This window comes from Nocardioides sp. BGA-UO-ETr-FS32 (assembly GCF_059567905.1).
Map to the genome: position 1 here is coordinate 240,193 of NZ_JCAQOX010000015.1, position 21,100 is coordinate 261,292.

Genomic DNA, 21,100 nt, shown 5'->3' on the forward strand with positions numbered 1-21,100 from the left:
GGGACAATCTCTATAGCCTCCGCCAAAATAATGTGCGGGAATCGCAGAATTTACGGGCCCGAAATGCGGATTCCGCGTCAGGTGACTTGCAAACCCACGCCTCGCCCGTCCACCATGTGTGCCATGAGCGAGCGCGAGGGACCCGTGAAGCTCGATGCGACCGCCAAGCGCATCATCGAGCTCATGCAGGAGGACGGGCGGATCTCGTACGCCGCGATCGCCAAGGCGGTCGGGCTGTCCGAGGCCGCGGCCCGGGCACGGGTCCAGAAGCTGCTCGACTCCGAGGTCATGCAGGTCGTCGCCGTGACGGACCCGACCCAGGTCGGCTTCACCCGCCAGGCGATGATCGGCGTCCGCACCGAGGGCGACCCGATGAAGGTGGGCGACCGGCTCGCGCAGGTGCCCGAGGTCGACTACGTCGTCACCACCGCCGGCAGCTTCGACCTCCTCGTCGAGGTGGTGTGCGAGGACGACCCGCACCTGCTCGACGTCATCCGTCAGGTCCGCGAGCTCGAGGGCGTCGTCTCCTCCGAGACCTTCGTCTACCTCAAGCTCAACAAGCAGCACTACAACTGGGGAACACGATGAGCCTCCACCCGTCCCACGACGAGTCCTTCGACTACCAGGCCGCCGGTCGCGACCACCTGTGGTTGCACTTCACCCGCCACTCGACCTACGAGAAGGGCGGCGAGATGCCGCTCATCGTCAAGGGCGAGGGGCACAAGATCTGGGACAGCCACGGCCGCGAGTACATCGACGGCCTCGCCGGCCTCTTCGTGGTCCAGGTCGGCCACGGTCGCGAGGAGCTGGCCGAGGCGGCCGCGAAGCAGGCGAGGGAGCTGGCCTTCTTCCCGCTGTGGTCCTTCGCGCACCCGCGCGCGGTCGAGCTCGCCGACCGCATCGCGGCGATGGCGCCCGGCGACCTCAACCGGGTCTTCTTCACCACCGGCGGCGGCGAGGCCGTCGAGTCGGCCTGGAAGCTCGCCAAGCAGTACTTCAAGCTCACCGGCAAGCCCAACAAGCACAAGGTCATCTCCCGGGCCGTGGCCTACCACGGCACCCCGCAGGGCGCGCTCTCCATCACGGGCATCCCCCCGCTCAAGGAGATGTTCGAGCCGCTGGTCCCGGGGGCGCACAAGGTGCCCAACACCAACTTCTACCGCCGCCCCGACTACCTCGGCGACGACGAGAAGGCCTTCGGCCGCTGGGCCGCGGACCGCATCGCCGAGGCCATCGAGTTCGAGGGCCCCGACACGGTGGCCGCCGTGTTCCTCGAGCCGGTGCAGAACGCCGGCGGCTGCTTCCCCCCGCCCCCCGGCTACTTCGAGCGGGTCCGCGAGATCTGCGACGAGTACGACGTGCTGCTCGTCTCCGACGAGGTCATCTGCGCCTTCGGCCGGGTCGGGGAGATGTTCGGTGCCGCCGAGTTCGGCTACCAGCCCGACATCATCACCTGCGCCAAGGGCATGACCTCGGGCTACTCGCCGATCGGCGCGATGATCGCCAGCGACCGGCTCTTCGAGCCCTTCAGGACCGGCACCACCGCGTACGCCCACGGCTACACGTTCGGCGGCCACCCCGTCTCCTCGGCCGTGGCGCTGGCCAACCTCGACATCTTCGAGCGCGAGGGCCTCACCGACCACGTCCAGCAGAACGCCCCTGCCTTCCGGACGACGCTGGAGAAGCTGCTCGACATCCCGATCGTCGGCGACGTCCGCGGCCACGGCTACTTCTACGGCATCGAGCTGGTCAAGGACCGCGAGACCAAGGAGACGTTCGACGACGCCGAGTCCGAGCGGCTGCTGCGCGGCTACCTCTCCGGCGCGCTGTGGGAGGCCGGGCTCTACTGCCGCGCCGACGACCGCGGCGACCCGGTCATCCAGCTCGCCCCGCCGCTGATCATCGGCCAGCCCGAGTTCGACGACATCGAGCAGCGGCTGCGCTCGGTGCTCACGGGAGCCCTCGCGCACCTCTGAGCATCCCCTCGGATGTGCGTCCGACCCGGGGGAGCGGGGAGGATGGCGGCGTGAACGACGTACGCCCCGCGCGCCCCCACCTCAAACTGACCGAGGACGGACGCCGCATGCGCGAGGTCCTGACCTACTCCCGGCGTGGCAGCCGGTTCACGCCCCGGCAGGCCGAGTCGTGGGCCGCGCACCACGCCGACTGGGTGATCCCCGACGAGGCCGTCGACAGGCCCGACTTCTCGCTGGCCGAGTGGTTCGGGCGCCAGGCCCCGCTGATCCTCGAGATCGGACCGGGCATCGGTGAGGCGACCGCGGTCCTCGCGGCGGCCCGCCCGGACCACGACGTCCTCGCGCTCGAGGTGTGGCGCCCGGGTGTCGCCGACTCCCTGTGGCGCGTGGCGGAGGCGGGGGCCGACAACGTCCGGTTCTGCTCCGTCGACGCCGTGTGGTCGCTCGAGCACCTGATCGCCCCGGCGAGCCTCGCCGAGATCTGGACCTTCTTCCCCGACCCGTGGCGCAAGACCAAGCACCGCAAGCGTCGTCTGGTCAACCCGGCCAACGCGGCGCTCGCCTCCTCGCGCCTGGTGCCGGGCGGGGCGTGGCGCCTGGCCACCGACTGGGCCGACTACGCCGACCAGATGCAGGAGGTCCTCGACGCCGAGCCGACGCTCGAGGGCGGCCGCGTCGAGCGGTGGGTCGAGCGCCCCCTCACCCGGTTCGAGCGCAAGGGCCTCGACGTGGGTCGCGACATCGCCGACTTCTGCTACCGCCGGCGTGACTGAGGCCGTACGGGCGCGACGCGACTCAGTCGAGCGCGAGTCCCGCCTGCCGCAGCAGGTGCTCGAGGCGCAACCGCTCGGCCTCGCGGTCGGTGCCCTCGCGCAGGTCGGTGAGCAGGTCCGGCACCCCGAGCGCGCGGGCCGCCTGCGCGAGCAGGTCGTCGTACGCCGCCACGGTCCCGCGGCGGCGCGCCATGGGAGTGCCCGGCGCGGTGGCGAGCACGTCCCGCCGCACCCGGCGCAGGGCTGCGGCGAGGTCCTCGATGGCCGGCGCCGTCGGCGCGGGTGGGGGAGGGGAGAGGCGCTCGCGGACCCGGCGCACCGCCCGGCCGACCTCGTCCTGGCACAGGGCCAGGCCCAGCGCGGCGCCCAGCATGAACGTGCAGACGACGAGCGCGACCAGACCGGCCATCCTTCGACGGTAGGTCTGCCTCGGAGGGGAGGCAAGGGGCCCTACCCGAGCAGCTCCAGCTCCTCGTCGACGTAGGGGTCGTGCTCGCCGGCTGCCGCCAGCTCGGCGCTGAGCGCCAGCTGCACCTCGCGGGCCTCGACGGTGCGCCCGAGGTGCCGCAGCGACCACCCGACCATCCACCGCGCCACCCGCGTGCGCGACGCGTCGCCGATGCGCTCCCGCGCCGCGAGCGCGCCTTCGAAGGCGACCAGTGCCGCCGCGTGGTCGCCGGCGTCGGCGTGGGTCATGCCGATGTTGTTGAGGAGGGAGGCGTCCCAGTCGCGTGCCGCCGGGTCGCTCGCGCACCGGGCGCGGCCCAGCGCCGCCTCGTGCGCCGACAGGCGGTCAGCCGGGGCGGCCACCAGCGCCACCATGTGCAGGGCGTCGACCTCCAGCTCATCCAGCCCGGCGCCGCGGGCCGCGGTCGCGGCGTCCTCGAAGTGCTCCCGGGCTGTCGCCTCGTCCCCGGCGGAGCGCAGCAGCCGGCCCCGCTCGAGGGAGATTCGCACGCGCGCCTCAGGGTCGACGGGGGCCAGGCCGTCGAGCACCGCGTGCCCGTCGGCGTACCTCTCCAGGAGGCCCAGCGCGCGGGCGGCCTGGGTCAGCGCGTGGGTCCGCAGCGGGGCTGGAGCCCTCTCGGCGAGGTCGCGGAAGCGTCGCTCGCTGCCGGCGGGGTCGGCGAAGTCCCAGAGGTCGCGGAGGTGCTCGGCCATGCCCCGGAGCGTAGGCCAGCGAGTAGGATGGGTACGCCCTCCGGGACGTGGGGCGCGGGCCACCGGCACCCATGACGTTGCGATTTGGCGTGGGCGTACGGAGTCTGCCAAGATGTTCCGGTTGCTCCGGCGGGTTGCCGGGGTGCGGCACACCTTGACTTCTGAATCGCGTCTCCTTGATCGAACCAGTCGTCCTGCGTGCACCGCACCGGATCACATGGTGATCGGAGACCCGACCAGATCCGACAACCGTCGGGTGCCACCCAGAGCATCACCACCTCCCTTCCGGGTCGTGTCACGGGCCAGATCAGTTCAGTTGGCCGAGCGACACGCCCGACCGCGGGGGTCGGAGGGTGGAGGAGAGACAGGCGGCGCCAGCCCACCAGGGGCCGGGAGCCGAAACCAGACCAGGCGTACGAGATCGAAGAGGACACGGACCTATGGCGGGACAGAAGATCCGCATCAGGCTCAAGGCCTATGACCACGAGGTGATCGACACCTCGGCGCGGAAGATCGTGGACACCGTCACCCGTACGGGTGCGAAGGTCGCCGGCCCTGTGCCGCTGCCGACCGAGAAGAACGTGTACTGCGTCATCCGTTCGCCCCACAAGTACAAGGACTCCCGCGAGCACTTCGAGATGCGCACGCACAAGCGCCTGATCGACATCATCGACCCGACGCCGAAGACCGTCGACTCGCTGATGCGTCTCGACCTGCCTGCCGGTGTCGACATCGAGATCAAGCTCTGAGGCGACGACATGGCTAAGACTTTCGAACGCAACGTGAAGGGGCTGCTGGGCACCAAGCTCGGCATGACCCAGCTCTGGGACGAGAACAACAAGGTCGTCCCCGTCACCGTGATCGCGGCCGCGACCAACGTCGTGACCCAGGTCCGCCAGCCCGAGGTGGACGGCTACAACGCCATCCAGGTCGGCTTCGGCGAGATCGAGGCCCGCAAGGTCAACTCGCCCGACGCCGGGCACTTCGCCAAGGCCGGGGTCACCCCGCGCCGGCACGTGGCCGAGATCCGCACCGCTGACGCTGCCTCCTACACCGTGGGCCAGGAGATCGGTGTCGACACCTTCGCCGCCGGCGAGGAGATCGACGTCACCGGCACCAGCAAGGGCAAGGGTTTCGCCGGTGTCATGAAGCGTCACGGCTTCCACGGTGTCTCCGCCTCGCACGGTGCCCACCGCAACCACCGCAAGCCCGGCTCCATCGGTGCCTGCGCCACGCCGGGCCGTGTCTTCAAGGGCACGCGCATGGCGGGCCGCATGGGCAACGACACGGTCACCACCCAGAACCTGACGGTGCACGCCGTCGACGCCGAGAAGGGCCTGATCCTGGTCAAGGGTGCCGTCCCCGGCCCCAAGAACGGGCTCGTGGTCCTCCGCTCGGCCGCCAAGAAGACGCAGGAGGCCTGAGCATGGCTGTCAAGACCATCAAGGTCGACCTCCCCGCCGAGATCTTCGACGTCGAGGTCAACATTCCCCTGATCCACCAGGTCGTCGTCGCGCAGCAGGCCGCTGCTCGTCAGGGCACGCACGCCACCAAGACCCGCGCCGAGGTGCGCGGCGGTGGCCGCAAGCCCTACAAGCAGAAGGGCACCGGCCGCGCCCGCCAGGGTTCGACCCGCGCGCCCCAGTTCGCCGGCGGTGGCGTCGTCCACGGCCCGCAGCCGCGCAACTACGACCAGCGCACCCCCAAGAAGATGAAGGCCGCCGCCCTGCGCGGTGCCCTCTCCGACCGGGCCCGCAACGGCCGCGTCCACGTGGTCGACGCCCTGGTGTCGGGCGACAAGCCCTCCACCAAGGCCGCCCTGGCCGCGTTGGTCACGCTGACCGACCGCGTGGGCTACCTCGTGGTGCTCGAGCGCTCCGACGCGATCACCTGGCTCTCGCTGCGCAACGCGCCCGAGGTCCACATCGTCGCCGTCGACCAGCTCAACACCTACGACGTGCTCAACGCCGACGACGTGGTCTTCACCAAGGGTGCCTACGACGTGTTCGTCGGTGGCGCCTCCGCCCCGGCCGCCCAGGCCGAGACGGTCGAGACGCCCGCTGCCACCGAGCAGTCCGCCGACGAGCCCGCCCTCCCGGCCGGCGCGAAGGCCCCGCTCAAGAGCGGCAAGAACCCCAAGGGCCACGAGGTCCAGGGCCTGCAGTCCGGCACCTACCTCGTCGAGGGCGACGCCGGCTACGACGTCTCCGGCGGCGACTTCTGGTTCAAGTCCGCCGAGGACGCCGAGGCGGCCGGCCTGACCCGCGCCGACGCGAAGGAGAGCGACAAGTGAGCACCCTGCACAAGGACCACCGCGACGTGCTGATCGCGCCGGTCGTGTCGGAGAAGAGCTACGGCCTGCTCGACGCCAACAAGTACACCTTCATCGTCCACCCGGACGCCAACAAGACCGAGATCAAGATCGCGGTCGAGAAGGTCTTCGGCGTCAAGGTCACCTCGGTCAACACGATCAACCGCCAGGGCAAGACGCGTCGCACCCGCTACGGCATGGGCAAGCGTCCCAACACCAAGCGCGCGATCGTCAGCCTCGCCGAGGGCCACCGCATCGACATCTTCGGAGGTCCGGTCTCCTGACCGGGCTCCTGACTAGGAACTGATATGGCTATCCGCAAGTACAAGCCGACCACCCCGGGCCGTCGTGGCTCGTCGGTGGCCGACTTCGTCGAGATCACCCGGTCCACGCCCGAGAAGTCGCTGACGCGCCCGCTGCCGAAGAACGGTGGCCGCAACAACCAGGGCCGCATCACCACCCGGCACAAGGGTGGCGGCCACAAGCGCGCCTACCGCATCATCGACTTCCGTCGCTACGACAAGGACGGCGTCCCGGCCAAGGTCGCTCACATCGAGTACGACCCCAACCGCACCGCACGCATCGCGCTGCTGCACTACGCCGACGGCGAGAAGCGCTACATCGTGGCGCCCAAGGGCCTGACGCAGGGCACCGCGGTGGAGTCCGGCCCCAACGCCGACATCAAGCCCGGCAACAACCTGCCGCTGCGCAACATCCCGGTCGGTACGACCATCCACTGCGTGGAGCTGCGTCCGGGCGGCGGCGCCAAGATCGCCCGCTCGGCCGGCAACTCCGCCCAGCTGGTCGCCCGTGAGGGAAGCCGCGCGACGCTGCGCATGCCCTCGGGCGAGATGCGGTTCGTCGACGTGCGCTGCCGCGCCACGATCGGCGAGGTCGGCAACGCCGAGCAGTCCAACATCAACTGGGGCAAGGCCGGCCGCATGCGGTGGAAGGGCGTCCGCCCGACCGTCCGCGGTGTCGTCATGAACCCGGTGGACCACCCGCACGGTGGTGGTGAGGGCAAGACGTCCGGTGGTCGCCACCCCGTCTCCCCCTGGGGCAAGCCCGAGGGCCGCACGCGCAAGCGCAAGGCCAGCGACTCCCAGATCATCCGTCGTCGCAAGTCCGGCAAGGGTAGGAAGTAACCGACATGCCTCGCAGCCTGAAGAAGGGCCCCTTCATCGACGACCACCTTCAGAAGAAGGTGGACGCCGAGAACGAGAAGGGCACCCACAACGTCATCAAGACCTGGTCGCGCCGGTCGATGATCGTGCCCGACATGATCGGTCACACCATCGCCGTGCACGACGGTCGCAAGCACGTCCCCGTCTTCGTGACCGACTCCATGGTCGGCCACAAGCTCGGGGAGTTCGCCCCGACCCGCACCTACCGCGGGCACGTCAAGGAAGACCGGAAGGGACGCCGTCGATGAGCACCACCGAGCGCAGCCGCACCAGTGCGCGCCGCGAGTCGCTGCTCGGCGACCAGCCGGGCGCGTTCGCCAGCGCACGCTACGTGCGGATCACCCCGATGAAGGCCCGCCGTGTCGTCGACATGGTCCGCGGCCTCCAGGTCGACGAGGCCCTGACCCTGCTGCAGTTCGCGCCGCAGGCCGCCTCCGAGACCGTCTACAAGGTGCTGGAGAGCGCCGTCGCCAACGCCGAGACCACCGAGGGCCTCAACCGGGCCGACCTGGTGCTGTCCGTCGCGATGGTCGACGAGGGCCCGACGATGAAGCGTTGGCGTCCGCGTGCCCAGGGTCGTGCGACCCGCATCAACAAGCGCACCAGCCACATCACCCTCGCGGTGCAGCCGGCCGACGCGCTGACCAACCCCAAGGGTAAGAACGGAAAGGGTGCCTGATGGGCCAGAAGATCAACCCGAACGGCTTCCGCCTGGGCATCTCCACCGACCACAAGAGCCGTTGGTACGCCGACAAGCTCTACAAGTCGTACGTCGGTGAGGACGTCGCCATCCGCAAGCTGCTCTCCAAGGGCATGGAGCGGGCCGGCATCTCCAAGGTGGAGATCGAGCGCACCCGTGACCGTGTCCGGGTGGACATCCACACCGCGCGTCCCGGCATCGTCATCGGTCGCCGTGGCGCCGAGGCGGACCGCATCCGCGGCGAGCTCGAGAAGCTCACCGGCAAGCAGGTCCAGCTGAACATCCTCGAGGTGAAGCAGCCCGAGATCGACGCGCAGCTGGTCGCCCAGGGTGTCGCCGAGCAGCTCGCGGGCCGCGTGCAGTTCCGCCGCGCCATGCGCAAGGCCATGCAGACCTCGATGCGCTCCGGTGCCAAGGGCATCCGGATCCAGTGCTCGGGTCGTCTCAACGGCGCCGAGATGTCGCGCACGGAGTTCTACCGCGAGGGTCGCGTGCCCCTGCACACCCTCCGCGCCGACATCGACTACGGCTTCTACGAGGCCAAGACCACCTTCGGCCGCATCGGCGTGAAGGTCTGGATCTACAAGGGCGAGGTCGCCGGCACCCGTGCCGAGCGCCAGGCCCAGCAGGCCGCCCGCGCCGGTGCCCCCGGCCGCAGCGGCCGTCCCAACACCCGTGGCGGCGACCGTCCGAGCCGTGGCTCGCGCGGCGACCGCGCTCCTCGCACCGAGGCCACCGCTGAGACTTCAGCGGCCCCGGCCGCCGAGGCTGCACCGAGCACCGGACAGGAGGCCTGACCTCATGTTGATGCCCCGTCGTGTCAAGCACCGCAAGCAGCACCACCCCAAGCGCCGCGGCGTTGCCAAGGGTGGCACCACGCTGGCCTTCGGTGACTTCGGCATCCAGGCGGTCGAGGGTCACTACGTGACCAACCGACAGATCGAGTCGGCCCGTATCGCCATGACCCGTCACATCAAGCGTGGTGGAAAGGTCTGGATCAACATCTACCCGGACCGCCCGCTGACCAAGAAGCCTGCCGAGACCCGCATGGGTTCCGGCAAGGGTTCCCCCGAGTGGTGGGTTGCCAACGTCAAGCCCGGCCGCGTCATGTTCGAACTCTCCGGCGTCGACGAGACCACTGCCCGTGAGGCCATGCGCCGCGCGATGCACAAGCTCCCGATGAAGTGCCGGTTCATCTCCCGTGAGGCCGGTGAATTCTGATGGCTACCAAGCTGAACGCCCACGAGCTCGACGAGCTCGACGCCACCGAGCTCGAGGCGAAGCTCCGCGAGGCCAAGGAGGAGCTGTTCAACCTCCGTTTCCAGGCGGCCACCGGCCAGCTGGAGAGCAACGGCCGGCTCCGCGTGGTCAAGAAGGACATCGCCCGCATCTACACCGTGGTCCGCGAGCGCGAGCTCGGCATCCGCACCACCCCGGGCACCAACGAAGAGGCGAAGGCATGAGCGAGAACACTGCGACCCGGACGTCCGGCGAGCGCAACCAGCGCAAGGTCCGCGAGGGCCTCGTCGTGAGCGACAAGATGGACAAGACCATCGTCGTCGCCGTCGAGGACCGCGTGAAGCACGCCCTCTACGGCAAGGTCATGCGCAAGACGTCGCGGCTCAAGGCCCACGACGAGACCAACCAGTGCGGCATCGGCGACCGGGTCCTGATCATGGAGACCCGCCCGCTGTCCGCCACCAAGCGCTGGCGCCTCATCGAGGTCCTCGAGAAGGCCAAGTGACCTGAGGCCCCCGGCCTCGAGCTCCACATTTCCACACATCAGTTCGGCCAGGCTCGCCCCCCGCTGAGGGAGCGAGAACCAGCTCGACAACCAGGAGAAATCAATGATCCAGCAGGAGTCGCGACTCAAGGTCGCCGACAACACCGGTGCGAAGGAGATCCTCTGCATCCGTGTTCTCGGTGGCTCTGGGCGTCGCTACGCCGGCATCGGTGACGTCATCGTCGCCACCGTCAAGGACGCGATCCCCGGTGGCAACGTCAAGAAGGGCGACGTCGTCAAGGCCGTGGTCGTACGCACCGTCAAGGAGCGTCGCCGCGCCGACGGTTCCTACATCCGCTTCGACGAGAACGCCGCCGTCATCCTCAAGAACGACGGCGAGCCTCGTGGCACGCGCATCTTCGGCCCCGTCGGCCGCGAGCTGCGCGAGAAGCGCTTCATGAAGATCATCTCGCTCGCCCCGGAGGTGTTGTGAGAGATGGGTAAGCACATGAACATCAAGAAGGGCGACACCGTCAAGGTGATCGCCGGCAAGGACAAGGGTGCCCAGGGCAAGGTCATCTCGGTGCTCCGCGAGGAGGACCGCGTGATCGTCGAGGGTGTCAACCTCGTCAAGCGCCACACCAAGTCCGTGCAGCAGACCAACACCACCGGCGGCATCATCACCCGCGAGGCGCCCATCCACGTCTCCAACGTGATGCTCGTCGAGGACGACGGTGTCACGCGTGTCGGCTTCCGCCGCGACGAGGTCACCAAGCGCCGTCCCGACGGCTCGACCTACACCGCCACCCGGTCGGTCCGCGTGTCCCGCAAGACCGGCAAGGAGATCTGAGATGGCCGAGACCCAGACCACTGAGATTCCGCGGCTCAAGGCGCGCTACCGCGAGGAGATCATCCCCGCGCTGCGCTCGGAGTTCGACATCGCCAACATCATGCAGGTCCCCGGCCTGACCAAGATCGTGGTCAACATGGGCGTCGGCGAGGCTGCTCGCGACTCCAAGCTGATCGAGGGCGCGATCCGCGACCTCACCGCGATCACCGGCCAGAAGCCGGCCGTGACCAAGGCCCGCAAGTCGATCGCGCAGTTCAAGCTGCGTGAGGGCATGCCGATCGGTGCGCACGTCACGCTGCGCGGCGACCGCATGTGGGAGTTCCTGGACCGCCTGCTGTCCCTGGCGCTGCCCCGCATCCGCGACTTCCGCGGGCTCTCGCCCAAGCAGTTCGACGGTCGTGGCAACTACACCTTCGGTCTCACCGAGCAGGTCATGTTCCACGAGATCAACCAGGACAAGATCGACCGGTCGCGCGGCATGGACATCACCATCGTGACCACCGCCACCAACGACGACGAGGGCCGCGCGCTGCTGAAGCAGCTCGGGTTCCCGTTCAAGGAGAACTGACGACATGGCGAAGACTGCTCTCAAGGTCAAGGCCGCTCGCAAGCCGAAGTTCGCTGTCCGCGGCTACACCCGCTGCCAGCGCTGCGGCCGCCCGAAGGCCGTCTACCGCAAGTTCGGCCTGTGCCGCATCTGCCTGCGGGAGATGGCCCACCGCGGCGAGCTCCCCGGCGTCACCAAGTCCTCCTGGTAATCACCTCACACACGTTGAAGGTCCCCAGGCCGTGAGCCTGAGGAAACCACGACGAGAAAGAACCACATCATGACGATGACTGACCCGATCGCAGACATGCTCACGCGTCTGCGCAACGCCAACCAGGCGTACCACGACGTGGTGTCGATGCCCTACAGCAAGATGAAGGCCGGCCTCGCGGAGATCCTCAAGCAGGAGGGTTACATCACCTCCTACGACGTCGCCGACAACGTCAACGCCGAGGGCGAGCCCGCCGTCGGCAAGACGCTGACCGTGACCCTCAAGTACGGCCGCAACCGGGAGCGCTCGATCGCGGGCGTACGCCGCATCAGCAAGCCCGGCCTGCGTGTCTACGCCAAGAGCACCAACCTGCCCAAGGTCCTCGGTGGCCTCGGCGTCGCGATCATCTCGACGTCGCAGGGCCTGCTGACCGACCGCCAGGCGAACCAGAAGGGCGTGGGCGGCGAAGTCCTCGCCTACGTCTGGTGACCCGGACCAACTGAGACCAGGAAGAGAGAGAAGCATGTCGCGCATTGGCAAGCTCCCCATCGCGGTCCCGTCCGGTGTCGACGTCGCGATCGACGACTCGCTGGTGACCGTCAAGGGCCCCAAGGGCACCCTGTCGCACACCATCGCGTCGCCGATCACGGTCGCCAAGGGCGAGGACGGCATCCTCGAGGTCAAGCGTCCCGACGACGAGCGCAACAGCCGCTCGCTCCACGGCCTGACCCGCACGCTCATCAACAACATGGTGGTGGGCGTGACCGAGGGCTACGAGAAGAAGCTCGAGATCGTGGGCGTGGGTTACCGCGTCCTGCCCAAGGGCCCCACGCAGCTCGAGTTCCAGCTCGGCTACTCGCACCCGATCATCTTCGACGCCCCCGAGGGCATCACCTTCACCGTCGAGGGCCCGACCAAGCTCGGTGTCGTCGGCATCGACAAGCAGCTCGTCGGAGAGGTTGCGGCCAACATCCGCAAGCTCCGCAAGCCTGAGCCCTACAAGGGCAAGGGCGTGCGCTACGCCGGCGAGCACATCCGCCGCAAGGTCGGAAAGGCCGGTAAGTGACATGGCGATCTCCCTGAGCAACAACAAGCACACGGCGAACCGTGTCCGTGCGCGCCTGCGCCGTCAGGCGCGTGGTCGCAAGCGCATCAACGGGACCGCCGAGCGTCCGCGCCTGGTCGTCACCAAGTCGGCCAAGCACCTCTCGGTGCAGGTCGTCGACGACCTGCAGGGTGCCACCCTGGCGTACGCCTCCACGATGGAGGCGGACGTGCGCGGCACCGACGGCGACAAGACCGCCAAGGCCAAGCTGGTCGGAGAGCTGGTGGCCTCGCGTGCCAAGGCCGCAGGTATCGAGGACGTCGTCTTCGACCGTGCCGGCAACAAGTACCACGGTCGCATCGCGGCCCTGGCTGACGCCGCCCGTGAGGGCGGCCTCCAGTTCTGATCGCACGACATCCAATGATTCTGATTAAGGAGCAAGTCTCATGAGCGGAGCCCAGCGCGGACAGCGCGGTGGCGAGCGCCAGTCTGGTGACCGTCGCGGACGCGACAACGGTCGCAACCAGGCTGACAAGACCGCCTACATCGAGCGCGTCGTGGCGATCAACCGAGTCGCCAAGGTCGTGAAGGGTGGTCGTCGCTTCAGCTTCACCGCCCTCGTGATCGTCGGCGACGGTGAAGGTCTGGTCGGCGTCGGCTACGGCAAGGCGAAGGAAGTTCCCGCGGCGATCGCCAAGGGTGTCGAGGAGGCCAAGAAGCACTTCTTCAAGGTCCCCCGCATCCAGGGCACCATCCCGCACCCGGTGCAGGGTGAGAAGGCCGCGGGCGTCGTCCTGCTGCGTCCCGCCGCTCCCGGTACCGGTGTGATCGCCGGTGGCCCGGTGCGCGCGGTCCTCGAGTGCGCCGGCATCCACGACGTGCTGAGCAAGTCGCTCGGCTCGTCCAACCAGATCAACATCGTGCACGCGACCGTCGAGGCGCTCCGCATGCTCGAGGAGCCCGAGGCCGTGGCCGCTCGTCGCGGCATGCGCGTCGAGGACGTGACCCCGGCCGCGCTGCTCAAGGCGCGCGCCGAGGGCCTGAACGAGACCGCGGGGGTGCAGTCCTGATGGCACAGCTCAAGGTCCAGCAGAAGCGCGGGCTGGTCGGCCTCAAGGCCAACCAGCGCGAGACGCTGCGCTCGCTCGGTCTCAAGCGGATCGGCGACGTCGTCGTGAAGGAAGACCGCCCGGAGATCCGGGGCATGATCAACACCGTCCGTCACCTGGTGACGTTCGAGGAGGTGGAGTGACATGACGCTCAAGCTGCACCACTTGCGTCCCGCTCCGGGCGCCAAGACCGCCAAGACCCGCGTGGGTCGCGGTGAGGGCTCCAAGGGCAAGACGGCCGGCCGCGGTACCAAGGGCACCAAGGCGCGCTACCAGGTTCCGGTTGCCTTCGAGGGCGGCCAGATGCCGATCCACATGCGCCTGCCCAAGCTGAAGGGCTTCAAGAACCCCTTCCGCGTGGAGTTCCAGGTCGTCAACCTCGACCGCCTCGGCGAGCTGTTCCCCGAGGGTGGCACCGTGACGGTCGCCGACCTGGTGGCCAAGGGCGCGGTTCGCAAGAACCAGCCCGTCAAGGTCCTGGGTCAGGGCGACATCTCGGTCGCCGTCCAGGTCAGCGCCAACGCGTTCTCGTCCTCCGCCAAGGAGAAGATCGAGGCCGCCGGCGGCTCCGTGACCGTGGCCTGAGGCCTGCCCTCATGGTCATCTGATCGCACATCCGGTGAAGGCCTGGCCGCACAGTGGGAACTGTCGGCCGGGCCTTCGTCGTTCTCTCCCCATCGTCGGGGTGAAGCGGGTCGGACCCCGACTGTTAGGCTTCCCCGGGCCCTCCGCCGTACGACGGTGAGGGTTTCTCGTCCGCCCGCCGATCCTGGCCGGGCACCCATACGAAAGAGGAACCAGTGCTAGGCGCGTTCGCCAACGCTTTCCGGACTCCGGACCTGCGGCGCAAGCTGCTCTTCGTCCTGCTGATCATCACGATCTTCCGGCTCGGCTCGCAGGTGCCCACCCCCGGTGTGAACGTCGCCAACGTTCAGGCCTGCATCGACCAGCTGGAGGAGGGCGGGCTCTACAGCCTGATCAACCTCTTCTCGGGTGGTGCGCTGCTGCAGCTCACCATCTTCGCGCTGGGGATCATGCCCTACATCACGGCCTCCATCATCCTGCAGCTGCTCGTCGTGGTGATCCCGCGACTCGAGGCGCTGAAGAAGGAGGGCCAGGCCGGGCAGACCAAGATCACCCAGTACACCCGCTACCTGACGCTGGGCCTCGCGGTCCTGCAGGCCACCGGCATCGTCGCCCTCGCCCGCAACGGCGCGCTCCTCCAGGGCTGCACCCGCGACCTGCTGCACGACAACGGCACCTCCACGTTCCTGGTCATGGTGGTCACCATGACCGCCGGCACCGCGGTGATCATGTGGCTCGGTGAGCTCATCACCGACCGCGGCATCGGCAACGGCATGTCGATCCTGATCTTCACGCAGGTCGTCGCGACCTTCCCGGCGTCGCTGTGGAGCGTCCAGACCTCGCAGGGCTGGGTGACCTTCTCCATCGTCATGGTGGTCGGCCTGGTCCTCGTCGCGGGCGTCATCTTCATCGAGCAGGCGCAGCGCCGCATCCCGGTCCAGTACGCCCGCCGCATGGTCGGGCGCAAGATGTTCGGCGGCAACTCGACCTACATCCCGTTGAAGGTCAACCAGGCCGGCATCATCCCGGTCATCTTCGCCTCGTCGCTGCTCTACCTGCCGGCGATGGCGGTGCAGTTCAACCCGGAGAGCCAGAACCCGGTGCTGGACTTCATCGGCACCTACCTCGTCGGCGGCGACCACCCGCTCTACATGGCGACCTACTTCGCCCTCATCATCTTCTTCACGTACTTCTACGTCTCGATCACCTTCAACCCTGTCGAGGTGGCGGACAACATGAAGAAGTACGGCGGCTTCATCCCCGGGATCCGGGCGGGCAAGCCGACCGAGGACTACCTGTCCTACGTCCTGTCCCGCATCACGTTCCCTGGAGCGCTCTACCTCGGCCTGATCTCGTTGGTCCCGCTCGTCGCCTTCGCGATGATCCAGGCCAACCAGAACTTCCCGTTCGGCGGCACGTCCATCCTCATCATGGTCGGCGTGGCACTCGACACCGTGAAGCAGATCGAGAGCCAGCTCCAGCAGCGCAACTACGAAGGATTCCTGAAGTAGATGAGACTCATCCTCATGGGCCCGCCCGGTGCGGGCAAGGGCACGCAGGCCCGCTTCGTGGCCGATCACTTCGGCGTCCCTGCGATCTCCACCGGCGACATCTTCCGCGCCAACGTCTCGCAGGGGACCCCGCTCGGGGTCGAGGCCAAGCGCTACATGGACGCCGGTGAGTACGTCCCCGACGAGGTCACCAACCACATGGTGCGCAACCGCATCGACGAGGCCGACGCCGCACCTGGCTTCCTGCTCGACGGCTACCCGCGCACCCTCGCCCAGGTCACCGAGCTCGACGGGATGATCGAGTTCACCGGCCACCGCCTCGACGCCGTGGTCGTGTTGACCGTCGACTCCGAGGAGCTCGTCCAGCGCCTGCTCCAGCGCGCGGTGACGGACGGTCGTGCCGATGACACCGAGGACGTCATCCGGCGCCGCCAGGAGGTCTACCTCGAGCAGACCGCGCCGCTGATCGAGGTCTACCGCGAGCGCGGCATCCTCGTCGAGGTCGACGGGATGGGCGAGGTCGACGACGTGACGGCCCGCATCTTCGCCGCGCTCGACGAGATCCCGCGGAGCTGAGCGGTCCCGTGGGCTTCCGCGACCGGGGCATCGAGATCAAGACCCCCGAGCAGATCGACCTCATGCGGGTGGCCGGACGGCTCGTGGGGGAGACCCTCGAGCTCCTGCGCGGGGCCGTACGCCCCGGCGTCACCACGCTCGAGCTCGACGCCCTCGCCGAGACCAACATCCGCGACCACGGCGGCATCCCGTCGTTCAAGGGCTACAGCCACCCGCCGTTCCCCGCGACGATCTGCGCCTCGGTCAACGACGAGGTGGTCCACGGCATCCCCGGTCCGCGCACGCTGGCCGAGGGTGACGTCATCTCCATCGACTGCGGCGCGATCGTCGCGGGCTGGCACGGCGACGCCGCGATCACCGTCCCCGTCGGTGAGGTCGCGGACGACGTGACCGAGCTGCTGCGCGTCACCGAGGAGTCGCTGTGGCGCGGCATGGCCGCGGCGCGCCTCGGCGGCCGGGTCACCGACATCAGCCATGCCGTCGAGACCTACGTCCGCGGCCAGGGCCGCTACGGCATCCTCGAGGACTACACCGGGCACGGCATCGGCACCGAGATGCACATGCCCCCCAACGTGCCCAACGTCGGACGTCGCGGTCGCGGCCCCACGCTCGTGGAGGGCCTCGCGCTCGCGGTGGAGCCGATGGTGACGCTCGGCACCAAGCACACCGACCTGTTGGAGGACGAGTGGACCGTCGCCACGGTCGACGGCTCGTTCGCCGCCCACTTCGAGCACACGTTCACCCTGACCGACCGGGGCGCGTGGGTGCTGACGGCCGTCGACGGCGGTGCGGCGCGCTTCGCCGAGCTCGGCGTCCCATTCGGCGGACGCTGACGCCCGTTTCGCTCCGCCCGAGGGTGCGTGACAGACTGGCGCGGTTGGAGGGGAGTATTCCCCGGTAGTGGTGTCGTCAGTACGGCGGCCGCGTGAGCGGCGCCCGGTGCCACTGGTTCGCCGTCGTCCGGCGAGCGGAAGAGACCTCCGGCGTCCGTGCGCTGCGCGCGGGCACCGAACTCGCCTCATTGCTAGGAGCAACAGAGTGGACGTCCCCACCTGGGTCTGGATCGCCACCGCCGTGGTGACCATCGCGATCTTCATCTTCGACCTCGCCATCGTCGGCCGGCGGCCGCACGAGCCGAGCATGAAGGAAGCCGCGACCTACCTCTCCATCTACGTCGGCATGGCCATCCTCTTCGGCCTCGGCGTGTGGTTCACCTCCGGCGGCACGCCCGCGCTGGAGTTCTTCTCGGGCTGGCTGGTCGAGTACTCGCTCTCGATCGACAACCTGTTCATCTTCATCATCATCATGGCGAAGTTCGCGGTCCCGCGTGAGCTCCAGCAGTACGCGCTGATGATCGGCATCGTGATGGCGCTGGTCATGCGCGCCATCTTCATCGCGGTCGGTGCCGCGGCGATCAGCAACTTCAGCTGGATCTTCTACCTGTTCGGCCTGTTCCTGGTCTACACGGCGTTCAAGCTCGCCAAGGAGGGCGCGGAGGACGAGGACGAGGACGAGTTCGAGGAGAACAAGCTCGTCGCCTTCATCGAGCGTCGCTTCCCGGCGACCTCGGAGTGGCACGGCAAGCAGCTGTTCATCACCGGCGACAACGCCAAGAGGATGATCACCCCGATGTTCATCGTGATCCTCACGCTGGGCACCACGGACCTGCTGTTCGCGCTGGACTCGATCCCCGCGATCTTCGGCATCACCAAGGAGCCCTACCTGGTGCTCACGGCCAACATCTTCGCGCTGATGGGCCTACGGCAGCTCTACTTCCTCATCGGCGGCCTGCTCCAGCGCCTGATCTACCTGTCCTACGGCCTGGCGTTCCTGCTGGCCTTCATCGGCGTGAAGCTCTTCTTCCACGCCCTGCACGAGAACGAGCTGCCGTTCATCAACGGCGGCGAGCACCTCGACTACGCGTGGCTCGAGATCCCGATCTGGCTCTCGCTCGTGGTCATCGTCGCCACGCTGGCCATCACCGCCGTGCTGTCGCTGTGGGCGTCGAGCCGGATGTCGGCTGCGGAGCAGGACGCGCGCTCGGGTCCGCGCCGCGACTGGCAGGACGACTGACGACCGGGTCCTGACCTCCCCCGACACGGCGAGGTCAGGACACGCACTGGCTCGCCCGGGGCGAGCTGTCGGACCCGCGGGTCATCTTGACGTCGAGGCAGACGGGCGCGTCGGTGCGTACGAGCAGTCGCCGGCGATCGGTGCTGCCGTACTGGTCGGTGTCGTCGCGGTGCCAGCTGAACGAGTCGCCCGGCTCGACCGGCACGGGCGGGCGCCACTCGAACAGCACCCCCTGCGGGGTGCGGCTGCCGGTGAGGGCCACCGCCTCGGTCAGCACGTCCGGAACGACCGGGTCCGGCGTCCGGGACTCGGTGGGGACGACGACCCCGGGGTCCTCCTCGCGACCGTCACCCCCGAGCACCAGGAAGCCGACGAGGAGCGCGAGGACGGCGACTCCGACGCCGGCCCACACGAGGCCCGACCTGGCTGCGGGCTCCTCGGCGTCGGGGTCGACCACCGGCACGACGTCCTGGGCGGCGATGCGGCGCGGACCACTGGCCGAGATCACCGTCACCGGCTTCATCGCGGTGGCGTCCTCCGGCGCCTCCGGGACCTCCGAGGCCGTCACGGACGCGTCGGGACGGTCGCCCTCGACCGCCACGGCTGTGCGTGCCCACCCGGCGGCGGACTCGATCCGCTGGAGCGCGCGCGCCAGCTCGAGCGCGCTCGCCGGACGGTGCTCGGGCCGCTTGGCCAGGCACTGCTGGAGCAGCCGGTCGAGTGCGGGCGGCACGTCGGGGCGCTGGGTGGCGGGGGGCGTGGCGTGCAGGATCCGTGCACTCAGCGCCCGGGTGGAGTTGTCGCCCGACGGGATGGAGAACGGGGACCGTCCCACCAGCAGGTGCCAGATCGTGGCGCCGAGCGAGTAGACGTCGGAGGCGACGGAGCCGTTGGAGCGTCCGTCGAGGAGCTCCGGCGGGGACCACGGGTAGGAGATGCGGACGTCGCTGTCGCCGTCGACGTCGGCCATGTGCCCTGCGATGCCGAAGTCGGTCAGCGCAGGCTCGTGGTAGGTGGTGACGAGCACGTTGCTCGGCTTGATGTCGCGGTGCAGGATGCCGGAGCGGTGGGCCGTCTCGATCGCGCTCGCGAGCTTGATGCCGGTGGAGACCGCGTCGACGGGCGCCATCGGGTTGGACCGGACGCGCACGCCGAGGTCCGGCGGTGGGCAGTAGCGCATCACGAGGAAGGGTCGCCCGCCCTCCGCGGTCACGCCGGCGGTGATCACCGACACGATGTAGGGGTGGTCGGCCAGCCGGGCCATCGCATTGGCCTCGGCGGTGAAGAGGTACTTCTCGCGGTCGGTCAGCGGCACGTCGGGGCGCACGACCTTGACCGCCACGCGCTGGCGCGGCCACTGCTGCTCGTAGAGGAACACGTCGGCGAAGCCGCCGCTGCCCAGGTGCTCGACGAAGGCGAACCCGGGGATGATCGGGGCGCTCACCGGGCGACCGCCCCCGTCTCGAAGCGGACCGCATAGACGTGGGCCAGGTCGAGGACCGTGCCCGGTTCGAGGACGTAGGCGTCGCCGGGCCGCATGCGCTCGGCGTCGCGGCCCGGCGGGGCGATGGTGGTGCCACCCCGGCTGTCGAGGTCCCGGGCGACGACGTCCCAGCCGTCGAGCTCGATCTGGAGGTGCCGGCGCGAGACGAAGGAGTGGTCCGACGGCAGGTGCACGAGGTGCGGCCAGTCGCTGCTGCCGGTGGGCGGAGCTGGCTTGCGGCCGAGCACGACCCCGCGGTCCAGCGGCACCACCTCGCCGGTGGGCAGCCGCAGGCCGCCGAGGGCCGGCCGGTCGACGCGGCGCGGCTCCTGCGGGGCGACCCGCTGGTGGCAGACCCGGCACTGCGGTGAGACCGGTGGCGTCAGGTGCCCGAGCGGGCAGCTGACCGCCAGCACCGTCGGGACCGTGCCGTGCGCGAGGTGGGACGGTCGCATCGTGGTGGCGCCGTCGTGGTCGTCGGGCTCGGGGGCGGCGTGCGGGTCGGACGCGGGGCGGATGGTGGTGTGGGCGCCCTCCTCGATCCGCTGGACCACCAGCGGGTCGGGCTCGGAGGTGTCCATGAGCGAGCCGGTGTCCTCGACCGGCCGGCGCACGCGGGTGCGCGGGGGAGGACCTTCGGGTCCCTTGGCGGCCAGGATCGCCTCCGGGATGCCGTCGATGAGCGCGGCGGACGCCGGCGGCGCCGCGACCTCCCGGGCTCGGGGCGTCGGGGCGGGAGCGGTGCGGGCGGACATGGGCGTCAGGTCCACGCGGTCGGCCGCCACGACCCCGCCGACGAGGCGTCGGGTCGCCGGCAGCTCCGCGGGATCCGCCCCGGCGTCGAGGCTCAGCACGCGTGACGGACCGGCGAGGCGTACGTGCCCGGAGCCGCGCGAGAGCGTCGAGGACGCCCCCGAGGTGAAGTCGACGGCCGCGAGGGCGGGTGGATCACCCTCGAACGCCTTCTCGACGATCGCCGTCACGCGCTCGAGCACGCCGGCGCCGGACGTCGCCGGCATCGCCAGCACGTCCCAGATCTCCTGCACGACCTGCTCGTCGCCGGGGTCGGTGAGCAGCACCCAGTGGGCTCCGCTGCCGACGAGCACGCCAGCCCCCCTGGCGTACCGCGCTTCCACGATCAACGTCGGCTCCCCTCGTACACGCCCACCGCTCCATCATCACCCATCGGACCTGTCCCGCGCACATGATCAGGATTGGTCGGAAACTTGTCGGAACCTCCGAGACATACATACCCTCCTCTGGGTGACTGCGGCGGGCGCAC

General features: G+C 69.2%; 32 protein-coding genes. 28 read left to right on the top strand and 4 right to left on the bottom strand.

Annotation, left to right across the window (positions count from 1 at the left end; all coding sequences use genetic code 11):
• The first annotated feature begins 123 nt into the window (after positions 1-123).
• Genes AC57BS_RS14655 through trmB form a run of 3 tightly spaced genes read left to right on the top strand, consistent with a single transcriptional unit; the run spans position 124 to position 2,749 of the window.
• Entirely contained in the window at positions 124-588 is a 465-nt protein-coding gene (locus AC57BS_RS14655) for an Lrp/AsnC family transcriptional regulator (protein ID WP_496412183.1), read from the top strand.
• Positions 585-1,976 (top strand): aspartate aminotransferase family protein, encoded by a 1,392-nt coding sequence (locus tag AC57BS_RS14660; RefSeq protein WP_496412184.1) that lies wholly within the window; start codon positions 585-587, stop codon positions 1,974-1,976. Before AC57BS_RS14655 ends, AC57BS_RS14660 begins: the two co-directional genes overlap by 4 nt.
• Positions 1,977-2,026: 50 nt before the next feature.
• Positions 2,027-2,749 (top strand): tRNA (guanine(46)-N(7))-methyltransferase TrmB, encoded by a 723-nt coding sequence (trmB, locus tag AC57BS_RS14665; RefSeq protein WP_496412185.1) that lies wholly within the window; start codon positions 2,027-2,029, stop codon positions 2,747-2,749.
• Positions 2,750-2,771: 22 nt separating this feature from the next.
• Here trmB and AC57BS_RS14670 read toward each other — a convergent pair whose 3' ends face one another.
• Positions 2,772-3,158 carry a hypothetical protein gene (locus tag AC57BS_RS14670; RefSeq protein WP_496412186.1) on the bottom strand — a complete coding sequence of 129 codons (387 nt, stop codon included), beginning with the start codon at positions 3,156-3,158 and terminating at the stop codon, positions 2,772-2,774.
• Positions 3,159-3,199: 41 nt separating this feature from the next.
• Complete coding sequence (locus AC57BS_RS14675) at positions 3,200-3,910, bottom strand: tetratricopeptide repeat protein (RefSeq protein WP_496412187.1); 711 nt, start codon at positions 3,908-3,910, stop codon at positions 3,200-3,202.
• A gap of 440 nt (positions 3,911-4,350) precedes the next feature.
• Here AC57BS_RS14675 and rpsJ point away from each other — a divergent pair, with 440 nt between their 5' ends.
• The 25 genes from rpsJ (at position 4,351) to AC57BS_RS14800 (ending at position 18,335) form a co-directional block, all read left to right on the top strand.
• Positions 4,351-4,659, top strand: coding sequence for a 30S ribosomal protein S10 (gene rpsJ / locus AC57BS_RS14680; RefSeq protein WP_008360994.1), 309 nt, complete (start codon positions 4,351-4,353; stop codon positions 4,657-4,659).
• Between the two features lie 9 nt (positions 4,660-4,668).
• Positions 4,669-5,334, top strand: coding sequence for a 50S ribosomal protein L3 (rplC, locus tag AC57BS_RS14685; RefSeq protein WP_496412188.1), 666 nt, complete (start codon positions 4,669-4,671; stop codon positions 5,332-5,334).
• Positions 5,335-5,336: 2 nt separating this feature from the next.
• Positions 5,337-6,203 carry a 50S ribosomal protein L4, sunset domain variant gene (gene rplD, locus AC57BS_RS14690; RefSeq protein WP_496412189.1) on the top strand — a complete coding sequence of 289 codons (867 nt, stop codon included), beginning with the start codon at positions 5,337-5,339 and terminating at the stop codon, positions 6,201-6,203.
• Positions 6,200-6,505 carry a 50S ribosomal protein L23 gene (gene rplW / locus AC57BS_RS14695; RefSeq protein ID WP_129453375.1) on the top strand — a complete coding sequence of 102 codons (306 nt, stop codon included), beginning with the start codon at positions 6,200-6,202 and terminating at the stop codon, positions 6,503-6,505. Before rplD ends, rplW begins: the two co-directional genes overlap by 4 nt.
• 24 nt (positions 6,506-6,529) lie before the next feature.
• Entirely contained in the window at positions 6,530-7,366 is an 837-nt protein-coding gene (gene rplB / locus AC57BS_RS14700) for a 50S ribosomal protein L2 (RefSeq protein ID WP_129453376.1), read from the top strand.
• A gap of 5 nt (positions 7,367-7,371) precedes the next feature.
• Complete coding sequence (rpsS, locus tag AC57BS_RS14705; protein ID WP_129453377.1) at positions 7,372-7,653, top strand: 30S ribosomal protein S19; 282 nt, start codon at positions 7,372-7,374, stop codon at positions 7,651-7,653.
• The gene (rplV, locus tag AC57BS_RS14710; RefSeq protein WP_135838847.1) at positions 7,650-8,084 is read left to right on the top strand and encodes a 50S ribosomal protein L22; all 435 of its coding nucleotides are present in this window, start codon (positions 7,650-7,652) and stop codon (positions 8,082-8,084) included. Before rpsS ends, rplV begins: the two co-directional genes overlap by 4 nt.
• Complete coding sequence (rpsC, locus tag AC57BS_RS14715; RefSeq protein ID WP_496412190.1) at positions 8,084-8,902, top strand: 30S ribosomal protein S3; 819 nt, start codon at positions 8,084-8,086, stop codon at positions 8,900-8,902. The genes rplV and rpsC overlap by 1 nt, the downstream gene beginning before the upstream one ends.
• A gap of 4 nt (positions 8,903-8,906) precedes the next feature.
• On the top strand, positions 8,907-9,326 hold the full coding sequence (gene rplP / locus AC57BS_RS14720) for a 50S ribosomal protein L16 (RefSeq protein ID WP_129453380.1): 420 nt from the start codon (positions 8,907-8,909) through the stop codon (positions 9,324-9,326).
• Positions 9,326-9,568, top strand: coding sequence for a 50S ribosomal protein L29 (gene rpmC, locus AC57BS_RS14725; RefSeq protein ID WP_496412191.1), 243 nt, complete (start codon positions 9,326-9,328; stop codon positions 9,566-9,568). Before rplP ends, rpmC begins: the two co-directional genes overlap by 1 nt.
• Positions 9,565-9,849, top strand: a complete 285-nt coding sequence (gene rpsQ / locus AC57BS_RS14730) for a 30S ribosomal protein S17 (protein WP_496412192.1) — start codon at positions 9,565-9,567, stop codon at positions 9,847-9,849. The genes rpmC and rpsQ overlap by 4 nt, the downstream gene beginning before the upstream one ends.
• Positions 9,850-9,952: 103 nt before the next feature.
• Entirely contained in the window at positions 9,953-10,321 is a 369-nt protein-coding gene (gene rplN, locus AC57BS_RS14735) for a 50S ribosomal protein L14 (protein WP_056599693.1), read from the top strand.
• A gap of 15 nt (positions 10,322-10,336) precedes the next feature.
• Positions 10,337-10,678, top strand: coding sequence for a 50S ribosomal protein L24 (rplX, locus tag AC57BS_RS14740; protein WP_496412193.1), 342 nt, complete (start codon positions 10,337-10,339; stop codon positions 10,676-10,678).
• 1 nt (position 10,679) lies between these two features.
• Complete coding sequence (gene rplE / locus AC57BS_RS14745; protein ID WP_496412194.1) at positions 10,680-11,246, top strand: 50S ribosomal protein L5; 567 nt, start codon at positions 10,680-10,682, stop codon at positions 11,244-11,246.
• A 4-nt stretch (positions 11,247-11,250) separates the two neighbouring features.
• Positions 11,251-11,436 (top strand): type Z 30S ribosomal protein S14, encoded by a 186-nt coding sequence (locus AC57BS_RS14750; protein WP_011757321.1) that lies wholly within the window; start codon positions 11,251-11,253, stop codon positions 11,434-11,436.
• A gap of 69 nt (positions 11,437-11,505) precedes the next feature.
• Positions 11,506-11,925 (top strand): 30S ribosomal protein S8, encoded by a 420-nt coding sequence (gene rpsH, locus AC57BS_RS14755; RefSeq protein WP_129453385.1) that lies wholly within the window; start codon positions 11,506-11,508, stop codon positions 11,923-11,925.
• A gap of 34 nt (positions 11,926-11,959) precedes the next feature.
• Entirely contained in the window at positions 11,960-12,502 is a 543-nt protein-coding gene (rplF, locus tag AC57BS_RS14760; protein WP_129453386.1) for a 50S ribosomal protein L6, read from the top strand.
• 1 nt (position 12,503) lies between these two features.
• The gene (gene rplR / locus AC57BS_RS14765; protein WP_191278204.1) at positions 12,504-12,887 is read left to right on the top strand and encodes a 50S ribosomal protein L18; all 384 of its coding nucleotides are present in this window, start codon (positions 12,504-12,506) and stop codon (positions 12,885-12,887) included.
• A 40-nt stretch (positions 12,888-12,927) separates the two neighbouring features.
• Entirely contained in the window at positions 12,928-13,551 is a 624-nt protein-coding gene (gene rpsE, locus AC57BS_RS14770; protein WP_496412195.1) for a 30S ribosomal protein S5, read from the top strand.
• The gene (rpmD, locus tag AC57BS_RS14775) at positions 13,551-13,733 is read left to right on the top strand and encodes a 50S ribosomal protein L30 (protein WP_056599717.1); all 183 of its coding nucleotides are present in this window, start codon (positions 13,551-13,553) and stop codon (positions 13,731-13,733) included. Before rpsE ends, rpmD begins: the two co-directional genes overlap by 1 nt.
• Before the next feature lies 1 nt (position 13,734).
• On the top strand, positions 13,735-14,175 hold the full coding sequence (gene rplO / locus AC57BS_RS14780; RefSeq protein ID WP_496412196.1) for a 50S ribosomal protein L15: 441 nt from the start codon (positions 13,735-13,737) through the stop codon (positions 14,173-14,175).
• Positions 14,176-14,390: 215 nt separating this feature from the next.
• Positions 14,391-15,686, top strand: a complete 1,296-nt coding sequence (secY, locus tag AC57BS_RS14785; RefSeq protein WP_496412197.1) for a preprotein translocase subunit SecY — start codon at positions 14,391-14,393, stop codon at positions 15,684-15,686.
• Positions 15,687-16,262, top strand: a complete 576-nt coding sequence (locus AC57BS_RS14790; RefSeq protein WP_496412198.1) for an adenylate kinase — start codon at positions 15,687-15,689, stop codon at positions 16,260-16,262.
• A gap of 8 nt (positions 16,263-16,270) precedes the next feature.
• A complete protein-coding gene (gene map / locus AC57BS_RS14795; RefSeq protein WP_496412199.1) occupies positions 16,271-17,095 on the top strand; it encodes a type I methionyl aminopeptidase in 825 nt (274 codons plus the stop codon).
• A 205-nt stretch (positions 17,096-17,300) separates the two neighbouring features.
• Positions 17,301-18,335, top strand: a complete 1,035-nt coding sequence (locus tag AC57BS_RS14800; RefSeq protein ID WP_496412200.1) for a TerC family protein — start codon at positions 17,301-17,303, stop codon at positions 18,333-18,335.
• A 34-nt stretch (positions 18,336-18,369) separates the two neighbouring features.
• On the opposite strand, the gene AC57BS_RS14805 is transcribed toward AC57BS_RS14800, so the two are convergent.
• Positions 18,370-19,779 carry a serine/threonine-protein kinase gene (locus tag AC57BS_RS14805; protein ID WP_496412201.1) on the bottom strand — a complete coding sequence of 470 codons (1,410 nt, stop codon included), beginning with the start codon at positions 19,777-19,779 and terminating at the stop codon, positions 18,370-18,372.
• On the bottom strand, positions 19,776-20,924 hold the full coding sequence (locus AC57BS_RS14810; protein WP_496412202.1) for an FHA domain-containing protein: 1,149 nt from the start codon (positions 20,922-20,924) through the stop codon (positions 19,776-19,778). The genes AC57BS_RS14805 and AC57BS_RS14810 overlap by 4 nt, the downstream gene beginning before the upstream one ends.
• Between the last annotated feature and the right edge of the window lie 176 nt (positions 20,925-21,100).